Here is a 16,276-nt window from a genome sequence, read left to right as displayed (position 1 = left end):
TTTTGTCATCTTGAAGGACATGCCATGTGCGGCATCGTAGGTGTTATCTCCCAATCCCCGGTCAATCAGCTGATCTATGACAGCCTGCTGCTGCTGCAGCATCGCGGTCAGGACGCGGCGGGCATCGCGACGGCGGACGGCAGCAATTTCCACATGTACAAGGCGAACGGCATGGTGCGCGACGTGTTCCGCACGCGCAACATGCGCAGCCTGCCCGGCACCTACGGCATCGGCCAGGTGCGCTACCCGACGGCCGGTTCGGCGTCGAGCGAAGCCGAGGCGCAGCCGTTCTACGTGAACGCGCCGTTCGGGATCATCCTCGCGCACAACGGCAACCTGACGAACTGGCAGCAACTGAAGGACGAGATGTTCCGGATCGACCGCCGGCACATCAACACCAATTCCGACAGCGAAGTGCTGCTGAACGTGTTCGCGCACGAACTGCAGCTGTCGACGACGGGCCTCGAGCTCGATCCGGCGTCGGTGTTCAAGGCGGTCTCGGGCGTGCATCGCCGCCTGCAGGGTTCGTACGCGATCGTGTCGCTGATCGCCGGCTACGGCCTGCTCGCGTTCCGCGATCCGTTCGGCATCCGCCCGCTGTGCATCGGCAAGCTCGAAACGGAACACGGCACCGAGTGGATGGTCGCGTCGGAGTCGGTGGCCGTCGAAGGCATCGGTTTCGAATTCGTGCGCGACGTGCAGCCGGGTGAAGCGATCTTCATCGATCCGGCCGGCAACTTCCACAGCCAGCAGTGCGCGGAGCAGCCGACGCTGAACCCGTGCATGTTCGAATACGTGTACCTCGCGCGTCCGGATTCGTGCCTCGACGGCGTGCCCGTCTACAACGTGCGCCTGCGCATGGGCGACTATCTCGCCGAGAAGATCAAGCGCGAGCTGCCGAACGTGCCGATCGACGTCGTGATGCCGATTCCCGATTCATCGCGCCCGGCCGCGATGCAGGTCGCCGCGAAGCTCGGCGTCGAGTATCGCGAGGGCTTCTTCAAGAACCGCTACGTCGGCCGTACGTTCATCATGCCGGGGCAGGCCGTGCGCAAGAAGTCGGTGCGCCAGAAGCTCAACGCGATGAGCATCGAGTTCAAGGACAAGAACGTCCTGATCGTCGACGACTCGATCGTGCGCGGCACGACCTCGCATGAAATCGTGCAGATGGCGCGCGATGCGGGCGCGAAGTCCGTGATCTTCGCGTCGGCCGCGCCGCCCGTGAAGTTCCCGAACGTGTACGGCATCGACATGCCGACGCGCGGCGAGCTGGTCGCACACGGCCGCACCGACGAAGAAGTCGCGAAGATGATCGGCGCCGATCACCTGATCTATCAGGACGTCGACGACCTGCGCCGCGCGGTGCGCGACATCAACCCGAAGCTCGAGCGCTTCGAGGCGTCGTGCTTCGACGGCAACTACATCACCGGCGACGTGACGCCCGAGTATCTCGATGCGATCGAGCGCGCGCGTCTCGCGCCGGCGTCGCAGGCCGATCGGGACACCGCCGGCGACACCGAGCGTTCGCAGATGAACCTGCAGTTGTCGGTCGAGTGACACCGGCGCACGCTTCTGGCGAAGCGTGATAGGATGTGGCCTTGCGTCGATTTGATATCAGCTTGCGGACGCGGGGCGACTTCCCAAAACAGCTAAAGCGAAGGCCGGCGACAGCCGGCCCGAGTCGATCGCTGTCGTACCGCACCGAAGCCCGCTGATGCAGACGCATAGCGGGCTTTTTGTTTTTGGGCCTGGTTTTGATCTGGCCTGCGCGACGCGCGTGGCCATCGGATACGGAAAACGGAACATGGACGACTCCCTCAACTTCGACACGCTTGCCGTGCGCGCAGGCACGCTGCGCAGCGACTTCAACGAGCACTCGGAAGCGCTGTTCCTCACGTCGAGCTTCTGCTTCTCGAGCGCGGCCGACGCGGCCGAGCGCTTCGCGAACTCGGAAGACTACTTCACCTATTCGCGCTTCACGAACCCGACCGTCACCATGTTCCAGGAGCGTCTCGCGGCGCTCGAGGGCGGCGAGGCGTGCATCGCGACGGCGTCGGGGATGGCCGCGATCATGTCGGTCGTGATGTCCGCGCTGCAGGCAGGCGACCACCTCGTCAGCTCGCGCAGCCTGTTCGGCTCGACGCTCGGGATGTTCTCGCAGATCTTCAGCAAGTTCGGGATCACGACGACCTTCGTCGACCCGACCGACCTGAACGCGTGGCAGGAAGCGGTGCGGCCGGAAACGAAGATGTTCTTCCTCGAGACGCCGTCGAACCCGCTGACCGAACTCGCCGACATCGAGGCGATCGGCAAGATCGCGAAGGCCGCGAACGCGCTGTTCGTCGTCGACAACTGTTTCTGCAGCCCGGTGCTGCAGCAGCCGCTGAAGCTCGGCGCGGATGTCGTGATGCACTCGGCGACGAAATTCCTCGACGGGCAGGGCCGCGTGCTCGGCGGCGCGCTGGTCGGCACGAAGGAATTCATCATGGGCAAGGTGTTCCCGTTCGTGCGCAGCGCGGGCCCGACACTGTCGGCCTTCAACGCGTGGGTGCTGCTGAAGGGGATGGAGACGCTGTCGCTGCGGGTCGAGAAGCAATCGGCGAATGCGCTGGAAATCGCGCGCTGGCTCGATTCGCATCCGGCCGTTGCGCGCGTGTTCTATCCGGGTCTCGAATCGCACCCGCAGCATGAGCTCGCGAAGCGCCAGCAGAAGGCGGGCGGCGCGATCGTGTCGTTCGAGCTGAAGGGCGACACGCCCGAGCAGCAGCGCGCGAACGCATGGCGCGTGATCGACGGCACGAAGCTCGTGTCGATCACCGGCAACCTCGGCGACACGCGCACGACGATCACGCATCCGGCCACCACGACGCACGGCCGTATCACGCCGGAAGCGCGCGCGGCAGCCGGAATCACCGAAGGGCTGATCCGCCTCGCGGTCGGCCTCGAGCACGCGAACGACGTCCGCAACGATCTCGCACGCGGTCTCGAAGGCTGAGCGCGCCGGCAGGCAGCCTTACAGCGATGCGACGGGGCGCGCCTGCACGGACGTCCTGTCGCCATCGGCGACATAGTCGCGCCGCACGCCTTCGCGCGTGCGCGATCCGTTCAGCGGGCGTGCGGATGCCGGCGGTGCGTCCGCCGGCAGGTCATTGCGCACCGCGCTCACCATCCATCGCAGCGTTTCATCGAGCGGCGTGACGGGCAGTTCGCCCACCGCGCGCCGCAGTTTGTCACGCGACCCGCTCAGGCTCTTCACCTCGTTGTGCCGCACGAAGCGCGGATCGATCGTCACGTCGATCACGTAGCCGGCGATGCGCGACAGGATCGCCAGCACTTCCTTCAGCGAATACGCGCGCTCCGAGCAGACGTTGAGTATCTCGCCGGCGGGCGCGGTTTCGATCAGCTTCAGGTACGCAGCCGTCACGTCGCGCACGTCGGAGAAATCGCGCCGCACGTCGAGATTGCCGAGCGAGATCCGCGGTTCGTTGCGCGCGTAGTGTGCGACGAGCTTCGGCAGCAGATACGCATCGCTCTGGCCGACACCCGTGTAGTTGAACGGCCGCGCAATCACGATCGGCAGCCGGTCGGCCCACAGCTTCGCCGCATATTCCATCGCGAGCTTGCTGATCGCGTAGTCGTTCGCGGGGGCGGGCGGGACGTTCTCGTCGAGCACGCCGGCCGTCGAGTTGCCGTAGATGTTCGCGCTGCTCGCGAGCAGCACGGCCGACGGGCGGCGGTCGAGACCCGCGAGCGCGGCCAGCAGGTTGCGCGTGCCGACGACGTTGACCGCGTAGGTTTGCGACGGTTCGTCGTGTGCGACGTGCGCTCGTGCGGCGAGATGCACGACCGCGTCGGGCTGGGCGTCGGCGGCCGCTGCGCGCACCGCGTCCGCGTCGAGCAGGTCGACCGGCAGCAGCGTGCAGTTCGCGAACACCGGATCGTCGGTGGGCGGCGAGCCGGGCGCGACCGTCCCCCAGACTTCGTAGCCGGCGGCTTCGAGATGCTGCGCCATGTAACGGCCGGTGAAACCCGTCAGGCCCGTGACGAATGCACGGCGCGGCGCGTGTTCGATATCAGAACGTGTCATGGTGTTGGTTCCGCGTCAGATCCGCCTCGACCATCATCTGGCAAAGCTGTTCGAGCGTCGTTTCCGGCGCCCAGCCGAGCTTGCTTTTGGCCTTGTCCGCGCAACCGATCAGCAGATCGACTTCCGCGGGGCGGTAGAACTTGGGATTCACTTCGACGAGCACATTGCCCGTCGCCACATCGAGGCCGCGCTCCTGCTCACCCTTGCCGGTCCACTCGATCTGATAGCCGGCCGCCGCGAACGCCATCCGCACGAAGTCGCGCACGGTCTCGGTCCGGTTGGTTGCCAGCACGTAGGTGTCGGGTTCGTCGACCTGCAGCATCCGCCACATCCCTTCGACGTACTCGAGTGCAAAGCCCCAGTCGCGTTTCGCGTCGAGATTGCCGAGCTCGAGGCGCGTCGCCTTGCCGAGCTTGATCTTCGCGACGGTGTCCGTGATCTTGCGGGTGACGAATTCGCGGCCGCGCAGCGGCGATTCGTGGTTGAACAGGATCCCGCTGCTGCCGAACAGGCCATACGACTCGCGGTAGTTCACGGTCATCCAGTGCGCGAACAGCTTCGCGACGCCGTACGGGCTGCGCGGATAGAACGAGGTCGTTTCCGTCTGCGGAATCGACTGCACCTTGCCGAACATCTCGGACGTCGATGCCTGGTAAAAGCGTGTCTTCGGGCTCACGACGCGGATCGCCTCGAGCAGGTGCAGCGGGCCGAGGCCCGTGACGTCCGCGGTCGTGGACGGTTGCTCGAACGACACGCCGACGAAGCTTTGCGCGGCCAGGTTGTACAACTCGTCGGGCTGCGTGCGTTCCAGCAGCCGCACGCTCGAGCCGGCGTCCGTCAGGTCATGTTCGACGAGCGTGAGGTTCGGGTGCGTGTTGACGCCGAGCTCGGCGATGCGCCACAGGTTGACCGAGCTGGTGCGGCGGTAAGTCCCCGTGACCTGGTAGCCCTTGTCGAGCAGCAGCTTGGTCAGGTAGGCGCCGTCCTGTCCCGTGATCCCCGTGATGATGGCCTTCTTGCGAGTTTGGGTCATGGCGTTGTCCTTGTCGAAATCGATAGATAGGGAAATTCAGGCAGTCGTGCTGGCGGCGGCCGGCAGCGTGCTGCGTGCGGGGCCGCGCGTCAGGCGTCGTTCGAAGCCGTACCAGCTCAGGGTTGCGTACGCGAGCGTGATCGCCAGTGCGAGCGCGGCCGTGACGAAGCGGTTCAGGTGCAGCGGCCAGAGCGCATACAGCACGCTCAGGTGAATCAGGTAGACGGTGTAGCTGACGGTGCCGACGTAGACGAGCATCGGGTTGGTCAGCACGCGTTGCACGAGGCCGCGGCCGCGCAGCGCGATCACGACGATCGACGTGCACAGCAGCAGCGAGATGCTGTAGAGCGCCGCGTTCGACAGCGGTGTGTTCGCGGCGCGAAAGCGCGGGAACGACAGGTGCAGCCAGCCGAGGATCGCGAGCGACACGAGCGCGCCGAGGATCGCGAGCGGATAGAACGGCTCCAGCGCGCGCCGGTCGCGGCGCAGCACGATCGCGAGCAGCGCGCCGGCCGCGAGCAGGTCCATCCGGAACGGCGTCAGGTAGTAGATCGGCCAGAACGAATCGAACCACGGCGTCGCGATCGCGCGCAGCACGGGTGCGGCGACGACCAGCGCGGCGGCGACCCACAGCAGCGCGCGCTCCGAGCACCACAGCACGACGAACGGCCAGAAAATATAAAACTGCTCCTCGACCGCGAGCGACCACAGCACGTTCAGGCTGTCGTGGCCGATGCTGCCGAGCGACAGCCCGATGTTGGTCGAGAAAAACGCGAACCACGGCCAGTGCGGCAGCCAGCTCGCGCCGAACAGGATCGTCGATACCACCAGCAGCAGCACGTACGGCGGCAGGATGCGGCGCACGCGGCGCGCGTAGAAGTGGCTGAAGTACGACTGCCCGCGCGCCTTGCGATCGAGCAGGATGCCGGTGATCAGCAGGCCGCTCAGCACGAAGAACAGGTCGACACCCATCCACAGCGGCGCCTTCAGCGCGTGCTGCAGGAACACGGCGCCCACCGCGATCGCGCGCAGCCCGTCGAGCTGCACGATGCGGCCGTGTTGCGGCGGGGCGAGGTCGGCGGGGCGCGAGCGGGCCGTCATCGCCCGGCTCCTGCGCGGCCTGTAGCCAATGCGTGTACGTATTGCATGCCTTTAAATGGGATATCGAATCGAAATTGATTCTAGGGAAAAGAAATCGGTAAAAAAACGCGCGTCATTTATCCGACGACAAACATTCAAATGTCGATTATTACGGTCATGAGATGAAAGGTTCGCGCCCGGGCACGTGCGACAGGCGGTGCGGAGCGGCATTTTCTACGTGACGGCGAGCGAAAGGCGGTCGTTATTGCCGTTTCCGGCTGCGATTTACTGCCTGTTCCGGTTCGATATTTCAGGCAGAAACATCCCCAAATATTTCCAAATTTCTTGTGATTATTTTTGCTTGTAACCTGCATCGCGACGTTTGAAACCTATTTAGCGACAGGGTGCGCCGGCGGCAATCCGCTGCGATACCGGTCGCGGTTGCATCAAGTCTGGAGAAGCGCATTGCGACGTCTGATTCTGGTTGGCATGACGGTATGCGCAGCGCTGCTGACGAGCGCTGCACCGGCCGAAACGGTGTTGCCCGCGACGACGTCGTGGATCGGCAACACGTTCGGCTATGGCGACGGCAGCTGGACGCAGATCGACATCCGCGCGATCGCGGTGACACCTGACGGCAAGGTGTATACGAATGCGCCGTGGGACGAGAGCGGGGCCGAGGCGAGCGTCTACCAGGACGGGAAGATGCTCGGCTTCGCCGGCGGCACGCACGGCTGGGGCAATCTCGGCGGCAACGCGATCGCCGTGAACAGCAAGTACGCGTATGTCGCGATCGGCGTCGGCAATGAGCGCGGCCACCTGCAATCCCCCGGCATCTGGCCGGACAAGGGCAAGCAGTGGTTCGGCATCTCGCGCCGCACGATCGGCGACATGAAGCAGCCCGCGCCGTTTCGCGCGTCGCCGCAGGTCGCGCCGGGCGGGCGCGCCGACGCGGGCCGCGCGCGGATGGCCGCGAGCTTCATGATGATGAACGAGGTGCCGGCCCCCGCTCGCCCGGAAGTCGGCGAGGCGAAGGCGGAAGTGGGCGGCCTCGCGGCCGACGACAAGACGCTGTTCGCGACGAATCCTTCGCGTGACGTCGTGGATGTCTACGACGCGGAGACGATGCAGCAGAAGGGGACGTGGAGCGCGCACGAGCCGGGCCGCATCGCGCTCGCCGGCGACGGCACGCTGTGGCTGCTGACCGATACGCTGAACGGGCCCGCGCATCTCGTGCACGTGCGAGCCGACGGCCGCAAGCTCGACGATGCGCCGGCGCTGCCGGAGGGCACCGATGCGGTGGACGTGGCGGTCGACGCGAAAGGGCGCGTGCTCGTCGCGGACAACGGGCTGCGCCAGCAGATCCTGATTTTCTCGAAAGGCGGCAAGGGCTATGCGCAGTCGGGCACGTTCGGCGAGCGCGGCGGCATCTTCGCGGGTCCCGTGCCGGGGCGGCCGGGGCCGCAGCGCTTCAACGGGCTGACGGGCGTCGGCGTCGACCGCGCGGGCAACATTTATGTGTCGATGAACGGCATCGGGCCGCGCCACGACATGATCGGCGCCGGGCTCGGCGCGGTACTCGAAAGCTATACGCCGGACGGCAAGCCGCGCTGGCAGGTGCAGGGGCTGCTGTTCGTCGATGGCGCGTGGCTCGACCCCGCGCGGCCGAACAGCGTGTACACGGGCAACAAGCGCTTCGAGCTCGACCTGTCGAAGCCGCCGGGCCAGGACTGGAAATACGTCGGCTTCCTGTCGAACCGCTTCAAGTATCCGGACGACCCGGTGTTCCACACCGACCAGTGGCCGGGCATGCCGATCGCGCGTCGTCTGGACGGCCGCACGTTCCTGTACCTGACCGACATGTACGCCGATCACCTGAAGATCTACCGCTTCGACGCGAAGCGCGACGGCGAGGTCGCGATTCCGTCGGGCCTGATCGCGGGCCGCGCGCGGCCGGTCGACAAGGTGCCGAACAAGCCGCCGGGCGGCGACTGGCTGTGGCGCGACGCGAACGGCAACGGCCGGATCGATCCCGACGAGGCCGAGATCAACACGACCGGCAAGGCGAAGGCGGGCGGCTGGGGCTGGTGGGTCGACACGAAGGGCGACATCTGGCGCACCAGCGACGTGCGCGGCATCCATCGCTTCCAGTACGGCGGCGTCGACAAGGCCGGCAACCCGATCTACGCGTATGACAAGGTCACGACCTACCCGATGCCGCAGCCGTTCACGCAGCTGCGCCGTTCGATCTACGAGCCGCAGACCGACACGCTGTACGTGACCGGCTACACGGCCGACGCGCCGCCGCAGCCGGGCATCAACAAGGAAGTGGGGCGCGTGCTGATCCGTTTCGACAAGTGGTCGACGGGCTCGCCGGTGATGCGCTACCAGGTGGCGCTGCCGTGGAAGCTCGATGCGAAGCCGATCTTCGACCTGATCGGGATCACGGTCGAGGGCCGTTACCTCTTCACCGTGGAGCCGGTCGGCAAGATCCACGTGTACGACAAGGACACCGGCAAGGAAGTGGGCGTGATGAGCCCGGGCACCGAGGTCGGCAAGGCATCCGGCTGGGTCGACGTGCCGTTCGGCATCAGCGCATTCCGGCGCGAGAACGGCGAATACCTCGTGTTCGTCGAGGAAGACGCGCGCGGCAAGGTGCTGATGTATCGCTGGAAACCGTGACGGGCGGCGCGCCGTCGTCGCCGTCGACGTCACTCAAGGCTTAAGCATGGACAAAGGCATACTCAAGAACGTTTCGATCAACTTCATCGGGCTGATCCTGCCGACCTTCGTGTCGCTGGTGACGGTGCCCGCCTATATCCACACGCTCGGCGTCGAGCGCTATGGCGTCGTCAGCCTCGTGTGGACGCTGATCGGCTATTTCGGGATCCTCGATCTCGGGATGAGCATGGCCGCGCAGAACCACATCTCGAAGGCGCTCGCGAGCGGCAACGCCGACGAAAGCGCGCGCGTGTTCTGGAGCGCGTTCTGGCTGAATCTCGGCACCGGCATCGTCGGCGGGCTGCTGATCTATTTCGGCGCGTTCATCTATACCGCGTACTTCACGAAGGTGTCGGCCGCGATGCAGCACGAGGTGTATCTCGCGCTGCCGTGGCTCGCGCTCGCGATTCCGCTCGCGAACGTGTCGTGGGTGTTCGCCGGCGCGATCAACGGCGCCGAGCGGTTCGGCGTGTTCAACACGAACCAGACGATCGGCACGTTCCTGTTCCAGCTGCTGCCGCTCGGCGCCGCGTGGTGGATCGCGCCGAACCTGCAGACGGTGCTCGCGGCGGCCGTCGTCGCGCGCCTGATCGCGGCGGTGATGCTCGGCCAGGCCAGCATCAAGGTGCTCGGGATCCGGCGCATCGACCCGCCGCAGTGGGGCACCGCGAAAGGGCTGTTCAACTTCGGCGGCTGGATGCTGATCGCGAGCACGACGAGCATGATCGCCGACACGCTCGACCGTGTGATGCTCGGCGCCGGCATGGGCGCGAAGTTCGTCACCTACTACACGGTGCCGCAGAACCTCGTCACGCGGCTGAACATGCTGCCGAACGCGCTCGTGCGCACGCTGTTCCCGCGCCTGTCGGCGGTCGGCCGCGACCATGCCGACACGCTCGCGCGCCAGTCGCTCGAATTCCTGAACGGCGTGTTCACGCCGGTTGGCATCGTCGCGATCTTCGCGCTCGCGCCGTTCCTCACGCTGTGGGTCGGCGCCGATCTCGCCGTGCATTCGGCGCCGGTCGGCCGCGTGCTGGTGGTCAGCGTGTGGCTCGTCGGCCAGGCGAGCGTCACGCGGATCCTGATCCAGTCGCAGGTCAATCCGGCCCGCGCGGCATTCGCCGGGCTGGTCGAGATGCCGTTCTTCGTCGGCGGCCTGTGGTTCGGCATTCATCACTTCGGGCTGATCGGCGCGGCGGTGGTCGTCGCGGCGCGCGCGCTCGTCGACTACGGCGTGCTGCTGTATCTGTCGGCGATCCGGATGCGCGCGATCGTGCTCGACATGCTCGCGCATCTCGCCTTCCTGCTCGCGAGCCTGTTTCTGGCGCAGGCATGGCCGGGGCTCGGCGAGTCGATCGGCATGTGCGCGGTCGTGCTGGTGCTGAACGTTGCGTGGTCGCTCACGATGACGCCGGGATTGCGCGCGCTCGTGCGCGACCTGTTTGTCCGTCTCAATGCGAGGAAAACCGTATGAATCGCGATCTGGCGGAACACGCCGTATTGAATCTCGCCACGGCCGATGCCGTCGTGGCCGAAGCCGGCGATGTCGCCACGCTGCGCCGGCCGGTGCCGGCCGAGCGGGCCGGCGCGCGGCAGCCGTCACGCGCGCTGCGCGTGGCGATCGTCCACGACTGGCTCGTCACCTATGCCGGGGCCGAGCGCGTGCTCGAACAGATCGTCGCGTGCTTTCCCGACGCCGACCTGTTCAGCCTCGTCGATTTTCTCGACGACCGCGCGTTCGTGCGCGGCAAGCCGGTGACGACGTCGTTCATCCAGAAACTGCCGTTCGCGCGCACCAAATACCGCAGTTACCTGCCGCTGATGCCGCTCGCGATCGAGCAGCTCGACGTGTCGGAGTACGACCTCGTGATCTCGAGCAGCCACGCGGTCGCGAAGGGCGTGCTGACGGGGCCGGACCAGGTGCACATCAGCTACGTGCATTCGCCGATCCGCTATGCATGGGACCTGCAGCACCAGTATCTGGAGCAGTCGAATCTCACGCACGGGCCGAAATCGCTGCTCGCGCGGATGATCCTGCATTACATCCGCAACTGGGACACGCGCACCGCGAATGCGGTGGACGGCTTCGTCGCGAATTCCGCGTTCATCGCGCGGCGCATCAAGAAGGTCTACCACCGCGACGCGGCGGTGATCTTCCCGCCGGTCGACGTCGACGCGTTTTCGCTGAACGCGGAGAAGGAGGATTTCTACCTGACCGCGTCGCGGATGGTGCCGTACAAGAAGATCGACCTGATCGTCGAAGCGTTTTCGCGCACGCCCGAGCGCAAGCTCGTCGTGATCGGCGACGGCCCCGAGATGCAGAAGATCCGCGCGAAGGCCGGCCCGAACGTCGAGATCATGGGCTACCAGCCGTTCGCGGTGCTGCACGACCGGATGCGGCGCGCGAAGGCGTTCGTGTTCGCGGCCGAGGAGGATTTCGGGATTTCAGTGGTCGAGGCGCAGGCGTGCGGCACGCCGGTGATCGCGTACGGCAAGGGCGGCGCGCTCGAGACCGTGCTCGATCCGCAATCGAACCTGAACCCGACCGGGCTGTTCTTCGACGAACAGACGCCGCACGCGGTTATCGCGGCAGTCGACGATTTCGAGCGGGCGCCGCAGCGTTTCACGCCAGTCGCCTGCCGCGCGAACGCGGCGCGGTTTTCCGCCGATACGTTCCGGCGGCGCTTCCTCGACTATGTGGAGGCGGCGCTGCCCGGCTCGACCGCGCAGCGCGGCGCGGCCGCACCGATGCCGGCCGCGCGCGGCCCGGCGACGCTCGTGCTCGACCAGAGCGGCGTGCTCGGCGGCGCCGAGCTGTCGCTGCTCGAGATCATGAAGCACATGCGCGCGAACGCCGACGTGCTGCTGTTCGACGACGGCCCGTTCCGCGCGGCGCTCGACGAGATCGGCGCGCGTGTCGACGTGGTCGAGCAGGGCGCGCTCGCGGGCGTGCGCAAGCAGGGCGGCGTGTCGCCCGGCGCGGTGAAGCAGCTTGTGCGGCTGGTGCGCGACGTCGCGCGCCGCGCGCGCCGCGCCGAGGTGATCTACGCGAACACGCAGCGTGCGATGGTGGTCGCCGCGCTCGCCGGGCGGCTCGCCCGCAAGCCGGTGGTCTGGCACCTGCGCGACATCGTCAGCACCGACCATTTCGGCAGCAAGCAGTTGCTGGCGATCAAGTACTGCGCGCGGCTCGGCGTCACGCGCGTGATCGCGAACTCCGACGCGTCCGCGCAGGCGTTCCGTGCGCTGACGGGCTTCACGCCGCAGCACGTCGACGTCGTGTTCAACGGTATTTCGGCCGAACCGTTCGATGCGCTGGACGGCGTCAGCCAGGCCTCGCTGCGCGCCCGCCTCGGGTTGCCGGGGGCGGCGTGGCTCGTCGGCTCGTTCAGCCGTCTCGCGCGCTGGAAGGGGCAGCACGTGCTGCTGGAAGCCGCCGCGCGGCATCCCGACATGCACGTGGTGCTGGTCGGCGCGCCGCTGTTCGGCGAGGACGACTATGCGGCGCAGCTGCACGAATACGTCGCGCGGCACGGGATGGACGAGCGCGTGCATTTCCTCGGGTTCCAGCGCGACGTGGCCGCCTGCATGACGGCGGTGGACGTCGTCGCACATACGTCGATCACGCCGGAGCCGTTCGGGCGCGTGATCGTCGAGGGAATGCTCGCGCGCCGGCCGGTTGTCGCGGCCCGCGCGGGCGGTGTCGTCGAGATCATCGAGGACGGCGACAACGGGCTGCTCTGCGAGCCGGGTGACGCCGCCGCGCTGGCCGACGCGCTGGCTACGCTGAAGCGCGACGGCGCGCTGCGCGAGCGGCTCGTCGCGAGCGGGCGCGCGACCGCGGTGCGCCGGTTCGGGACCGAAACCTACGTGGAGCGGGTCGAGAAGATCCTGTCGGATACGGCGAAAGCCGCGAAGGCCGCGAAGGCGAAGAAGTCGTAGCGGTAGCCGGCGCGCGCCGGCGGGAAACGGGCCCTCATGCGGTGTTGAGCCGCGTGGGGGCTTTGCTTTTCGGGGCGCGTGGCTTGCGGGCGAGTGGCGGGCGGGGTGGTTGGCAAGGCGCGGGAGAGGCGCGAGGTGCGAGGTGCGAGGTGCGAGGTGCGAGGTGCGAGGTGCGAGGTGCGAAATCGACCGGTCGCGTTTCGAGGGCGATCGTGAAGCGACATCCCGCGCGGGGGCAGTCATGCGGCGGAAACCGGCCAGAGGCAGCCCACGCGGGCCGTAGCGCGACCGGACCGCCGTAGGCTGCCCCATCCCGCGCAACCCGGCACGCAACCGCGTGCCGGCCATGAAAAAGCCCCCGCACGGCCCAATGCCGGACGGGGGCGTCGAAACCCGGCCAATTCCGTCAGACGGCCCGTTCGGGCGCCGGCGTGGCCACGCGGGCAGGGCGTGCGGGCTTGAAGCTGGCCGACCACAGCATCGCCGGCCGCTCGAACATCCGGTAGAACAGGTAGGCGACCGGGATCGCGGCGGCCATGAACGCGAACGACGGCCAGATCGACAGTTGCAGCTCGGAGTGGAACAGCACCGAGCCGAGGCAGACGAACAGCGGCAGGTGGACCAGGTACAGCGAATAGCTGAAGTCGCCGAACCAGCTCAGCACCCGCAGCGGCGGTGTCGGGCGCGGCGGGCGGGCGAGCGCGCGGTACAGGAAGCACGCGAAGCCGGCCGACCACAGCTGGAAGGCGCCGTACTGGCCGAAATGGAATGCGCCGCAGCCGGCGGCCAGCAGCACGGCGGCCGCGGCGTACCACGCGCGCGACGGTACGGTGGCCGCGCCGCGCGCCTGCTGCGCGCGCACATCGGCAATCCACGCGCCGATCGTCCAGGACAGCCAGTACGACGTGAAGAACTGCAGGTCGTGCCGTTCGAGCAGCCATGCCGACGCGACGTTGACGAGCGCGACCGCGGCCACCACGGCCGGCATGCCGATCCGGCGGCGCAGCGCGAACAGCAGCGGGTAGATCGCGTAGAACTGCACTTCGAGCGACAGCGTCCACAGTGCGCCGTTCGACCCGTACGTGTAGCCGGCCACGCCTTGCAGCGAGAACAGGTTCACGAGGAACGCGAGGAGGCCGACGTCGCGGATCTTGTGGCTGACGGGCTCGATTTGCAGGCTGACCGAGTCGAGCGCGAGCGTGAACAGCAGGGCGGCGAGCAGCACCGGGTAGATGCGCGCGAACCGGCGCACCCAGAAGTTGGGCGCGTCGAGACGGTACGCAGGATTGGCCGCGAGCTTGAGCGCCGCGTTGCGGTGGATGCAGTAGCCGCTGATCACGAAGAAGATCGGCACGCCGGCGGAGCCCCACGCGAACGGGAAGGTCAGGTAACCGGCGATCACGCCCGGGTTCAGTGCATGACCGTAAGCCTGATGGAAGCTCTGCATGCCGACCCAGACGATCTGGCGGCAGTGGAAATAGGCGACGAGCAGCGCCGCGAAACCGCGCATCGCGTCGATCACGTGTTCCTTGTGATCGGCGACGGGCGGCGCGGTCAGAGACGATCCGCTGAAAGCTTGCATGCGATTCGGTTCCTTGCGACGGATTGACGGGGAGTTTCATTCAATCGTAATGCGCAAGAATTCGATCAATGAATAAAAAAATCTCGCCGGGAAATATCGGTATTCCACATCATGGGTTTATCGCGATCCGAAAGCGGTTCCACGGGGGGCTTCAATTATTTGCCGATTTTTTTCTGATAGTTTGAAGCTCCAGATGATTGATGCAAGGAGCGGCAAGATGGACATGCATTGGATCGCGAGCGCTGCAGTACTGCTGGTCATGGCCGTGCTGTCGGCGTACCGCGAGGCGCTGAAGAACGAACCGATTCGGCCGGGCCTCGAGCGGGGCGGCGTGCCCTATATCGAGGAATTTGAATCGTAAGAATTTGTATCCGGAGAATCGGTAATTTGTTTCTGCGCCGGCATGCGATCCGGCAGTATCGACCGGATTGAAAGGATTATATTTTTTCCGGGATCATTGGGCATTCAGTCCATATCGAAAATGAGCGGAGTGGAATTGGCAGTGCCGTCGATTCTCGATATGCCGTTCGGAACACAATCGCGCCGGGTCGCTGGGCGACGCGGCGCAGTCAACGCAATCAGGATGCGAACATGTTGAAAGTCACCAAGGCCGTGTTCCCCGTTGCCGGTCTCGGCACGCGGTTCCTCCCGGCAACGAAGGCGAGCCCGAAGGAGATGTTGCCCGTCGTCGACAAGCCGCTGATTCAGTACGCGGTCGAGGAAGCGATCAACGCCGGTATCACCGAGATGATCTTCGTCACCGGGCGCAGCAAGCGCGCGATCGAAGATCACTTCGACAAGTCGTACGAGATCGAGGCCGAACTCGAGGCGCGCGGCAAGGAAAAGCTGCTGGAACTCGTGCGCGGCATCAAGCCGAGCAACGTCAACTGCTTCTACGTGCGCCAGCCGGAAGCGCTCGGTCTCGGCCATGCGGTGCTGTGCGCGGAGAAGCTCGTGCACGGCGAGCCGTTCGCGGTGATCCTCGCCGACGACCTGCTGCACGGCGAACAGCCGGTGCTCAAGCAACTCGTCGACGTGTTCGACCACTATCACAGCTCGGTGATCGGCGTCGAAACGATCGCACGCGAGGACAGCCGCTCGTACGGCGTCGTAGAAGGCCGTGAATGGGAAGAGGACGTCATCAAGCTGTCGGGCATCATCGAGAAGCCGGCGCCCGAGGACGCGCCGTCGAATCTCGGCGTGGTCGGCCGCTACGTGTTCATGCCGACGATCTTCGATCATCTGCGCAAGCTCAAGCCGGGCGCCGGTGGTGAACTGCAACTGACCGATGCGGTCCAGTCGCTGCTCGCGAACGAGCAGGTGCTCGCGTATCGCTACTTCGGCACGCGCTTCGACTGCGGCAGCAAGATCGGCTATCTCAAGGCAACCGTCGAGCTGGCGCTCCAGCATCCGGAAGTCAGCCGCGAATTCGAGGCGTACCTGCGTACCTGCTTGCCCGCGCTGGCTGCTGTCGCATAAGCAGCCGCGCGCTCCGTTGTTTCAGGTGGTGGTTGTTCCGTTGGCCCCGGCCGCTCAGGCGCCGGGGCTTTTTTGCATGTGCGGGCGCGCGATCCTGGTGCGTGCGTCCGGCGCGTCGTGCCGGATTCGGGTGGCGGGCGGTGCCGCGTGCGCAGCGGAGTGCGCCGGCGAAGTAGGGCGCCGCGCCTGAAACCGGTGCCGAAGCGTCCGTCCGGGCAAGCGGCTCGGCGAGTTCGCCGGCGCGATGCACGTCGATGCGCGCGCTGGATCCGGGTTCGCCGGAGGCGCGCGAGTACGCGGTGCGCATCGCCGGGATCGGCTCCCGGGCGTGACGGGGCGTGTTGTTTCCTTC

The 16,276-nt window shown here is 66.4% G+C and carries 10 protein-coding genes and 1 pseudogene; 7 read left to right on the top strand and 4 right to left on the bottom strand.

Annotation, left to right across the window (positions count from 1 at the left end; genetic code table 11):
* Positions 1–24: 24 nt before the first annotated feature.
* Together purF and ACWMMN_RS26880 are read left to right on the top strand one after the other, a co-directional pair.
* On the top strand, positions 25–1,557 hold the full coding sequence (gene purF, locus ACWMMN_RS26885; RefSeq protein WP_059237228.1) for an amidophosphoribosyltransferase: 1,533 nt from the start codon (positions 25–27) through the stop codon (positions 1,555–1,557).
* A gap of 247 nt (positions 1,558–1,804) precedes the next feature.
* Complete coding sequence (locus ACWMMN_RS26880; RefSeq protein ID WP_059237227.1) at positions 1,805–2,995, top strand: O-succinylhomoserine sulfhydrylase; 1,191 nt, start codon at positions 1,805–1,807, stop codon at positions 2,993–2,995.
* A 132-nt stretch (positions 2,996–3,127) separates the two neighbouring features.
* On the opposite strand, the pseudogene ACWMMN_RS26875 reads toward ACWMMN_RS26880, so the two are convergent.
* The 3 genes and pseudogenes from ACWMMN_RS26875 to ACWMMN_RS26865 all read right to left on the bottom strand — a co-directional run.
* A pseudogene (locus ACWMMN_RS26875) lies at positions 3,128–4,087 on the bottom strand (NAD-dependent epimerase/dehydratase family protein); the annotation flags it as partial.
* Entirely contained in the window at positions 4,074–5,120 is a 1,047-nt protein-coding gene (gene gmd / locus ACWMMN_RS26870; RefSeq protein WP_059237226.1) for a GDP-mannose 4,6-dehydratase, read from the bottom strand. The gene gmd and the pseudogene ACWMMN_RS26875, both read right to left, overlap by 14 nt.
* A gap of 36 nt (positions 5,121–5,156) precedes the next feature.
* On the bottom strand, positions 5,157–6,221 hold the full coding sequence (locus ACWMMN_RS26865; RefSeq protein WP_059237225.1) for an acyltransferase family protein: 1,065 nt from the start codon (positions 6,219–6,221) through the stop codon (positions 5,157–5,159).
* 468 nt (positions 6,222–6,689) lie between these two features.
* On the opposite strand from ACWMMN_RS26865, the gene ACWMMN_RS26860 reads away from it, so the two are divergent.
* From ACWMMN_RS26860 to ACWMMN_RS26850, 3 genes are read left to right on the top strand one after another with little or no spacing between them, the layout of a single operon-like run.
* Positions 6,690–8,882 carry an NHL repeat-containing protein gene (locus ACWMMN_RS26860; protein ID WP_486424101.1) on the top strand — a complete coding sequence of 731 codons (2,193 nt, stop codon included), beginning with the start codon at positions 6,690–6,692 and terminating at the stop codon, positions 8,880–8,882.
* A 46-nt stretch (positions 8,883–8,928) separates the two neighbouring features.
* Positions 8,929–10,395, top strand: a complete 1,467-nt coding sequence (locus ACWMMN_RS26855) for a flippase (RefSeq protein ID WP_059237223.1) — start codon at positions 8,929–8,931, stop codon at positions 10,393–10,395.
* The gene (locus ACWMMN_RS26850) at positions 10,392–12,863 is read left to right on the top strand and encodes a glycosyltransferase family 4 protein (protein WP_486423363.1); all 2,472 of its coding nucleotides are present in this window, start codon (positions 10,392–10,394) and stop codon (positions 12,861–12,863) included. The genes ACWMMN_RS26855 and ACWMMN_RS26850 overlap by 4 nt, the downstream gene beginning before the upstream one ends.
* A gap of 406 nt (positions 12,864–13,269) precedes the next feature.
* On the opposite strand, the gene ACWMMN_RS26845 is transcribed toward ACWMMN_RS26850, so the two are convergent.
* On the bottom strand, positions 13,270–14,445 hold the full coding sequence (locus tag ACWMMN_RS26845) for an acyltransferase family protein (RefSeq protein WP_256086581.1): 1,176 nt from the start codon (positions 14,443–14,445) through the stop codon (positions 13,270–13,272).
* Between the two features lie 217 nt (positions 14,446–14,662).
* Here ACWMMN_RS26845 and ACWMMN_RS26840 point away from each other — a divergent pair, with 217 nt between their 5' ends.
* Complete coding sequence (locus ACWMMN_RS26840; protein WP_006479318.1) at positions 14,663–14,806, top strand: hypothetical protein; 144 nt, start codon at positions 14,663–14,665, stop codon at positions 14,804–14,806.
* Positions 14,807–15,036: 230 nt separating this feature from the next.
* Positions 15,037–15,924 carry a UTP--glucose-1-phosphate uridylyltransferase GalU gene (gene galU, locus ACWMMN_RS26835; RefSeq protein WP_034185830.1) on the top strand — a complete coding sequence of 296 codons (888 nt, stop codon included), beginning with the start codon at positions 15,037–15,039 and terminating at the stop codon, positions 15,922–15,924.
* The last annotated feature ends 352 nt before the right edge of the window (positions 15,925–16,276 follow it).

The sequence above is a fragment of the Burkholderia cepacia complex sp. TUM26381 genome, assembly GCF_057439935.1.
The sequence above is the reverse complement of the archived record's forward strand: the minus strand, read 5'-3'. Positions and strand labels throughout refer to the sequence as shown.